The organism is Pseudochrobactrum lubricantis (assembly GCF_041929865.1).
GTDB classification, from domain to species: Bacteria; Pseudomonadota; Alphaproteobacteria; order Rhizobiales; family Rhizobiaceae; genus Pseudochrobactrum; species Pseudochrobactrum saccharolyticum.
Genome location: NZ_JBHEEE010000038.1, coordinates 1 through 1,464 on the forward strand (window position 1 = coordinate 1; position 1,464 = coordinate 1,464).

At 56.8% G+C, this 1,464-nt stretch carries 2 protein-coding genes; both read left to right on the forward strand.

The genetic code is table 11. The features are described from left to right. Nucleotides 1–594 (forward strand): SulP family inorganic anion transporter (locus JNC80_RS19890; RefSeq protein WP_376711408.1); only part of this gene is annotated, 594 nt, incomplete at its 5' end. 15 nt (nucleotides 595–609) lie between these two features. Then, nucleotides 610–1,464 carry a universal stress protein gene (locus JNC80_RS19895; protein WP_376711409.1) on the forward strand — a complete coding sequence of 285 codons (855 nt, stop codon included), beginning with the start codon at nucleotides 610–612 and terminating at the stop codon, nucleotides 1,462–1,464.

Below are 1,464 nucleotides of genomic sequence, written 5' to 3' on the forward strand. Positions count from 1 at the left end.
TGCGCCGGTGTGTTTTTGCTGTTCATGATCCTCGTTCTTGGTGATTGGGTCAGCCAGATCCCGATGGCGGCACTCGTGGCCATCATGATCATGGTCTCGATCGGCACCTTCTCTTGGTCGTCGATCAAGAACCTGAAGGATCATCCGCGTTCGTCCTCGATCGTGATGATCGCGACCGTCATAGGCGTCGTCTACACCCATAACCTCGCCATCGGCGTCCTCGTCGGTGTCCTGTTGTCGGCCGTCTTCTTTGCCTGGAAGATCTCGCAGATTTTCCGCATCACCTCGGTTTTGTCGGCTAGCGGTGCACATCGTACCTATACCGTCGAAGGCCAGGTGTTCTTCGCCTCTGTCGAGGATTTTAACAAGGCCTTCGATTTCAAGGAATCTCTTGACAAGGTCACGATCGACGTCAGCCATGCCCATATCTGGGATATTTCCAGCGTCGCGGCACTCGACATGATCGTGCTGAAGTTTCGTCGCGAAGGCGCCGACGTCGAGATCATCGGCCTCAATCAGGCGAGCGAAACCATCGTCGACAAGCTCGCAATCCACGATAAGCCCGGCGCAATGGAACGCCTGATGGGCCATTAAGGGAGGAACATACAAATGACAAGAATACTTGGACTGATTGACGGCTCTGCCTATGCAAAGAGCGTCTGCGATCACATCGCCTGGATTGCCAGCAAGACCGACGTGACGGTGGAGATCCTCCATGTGATCGGTCGTCGCGACCTGTCGAGCGAGCCGGTTAACCTCAGCGGCAGTATCGGGCTTGGCGCGCGTACCGCCCTGCTCGAGGAACTTGCCGATCTGGATGCGCAGAAGGCCAAGGTCGCTCTTGCACGTGGACGACTACTGCTGGATGAGGCGAACGCTCACCTTCAGGCCGCCGGTGTCCAGAACGTCGAGACCAAGCTTCGTAACGGCGACCTGGTCGAGACTGTGCAGGAGTTTGAGACAAACGCGGACATTATCGTCATCGGCAAACGCGGCGAAGGTGCCGACTTTGCCAAGAGCCACCTTGGATCCAACCTCGAACGCGTAGTGCGCTCGACCCACAATGCGATCGTTATCGCCTCACGAGCGTTCAAGCCGGTCAACAAACTTCTGATCGCTTATGACGGCGGAACAATGGCCATCAAGACGGTGGACCAGATCTCCCGCAGCCCGATTTTTGACGATCTCGGTGCCAAGCTATTAATGGCGGGAGCCGATACACTGGAGAACCGCAAGAAGCTCGATGATGCGGCCGTAATCCTGAAGGCTGCCGGCTATGCACCAGAAGTCGCCCTCATCCAGGGATCGGCCGATAAGGTGATTTCTGAAACCGTGGAGAAAGAGGGCTACGACCTCCTCGCCATGGGCGCCTACAGCCACTCGCGCCTGCGCAACCTCTTCATCGGCTCAACAACAACCGAGATGATCCGGTCCTGCAAAGTGCCGGTCGTACTGTTTCGCTGA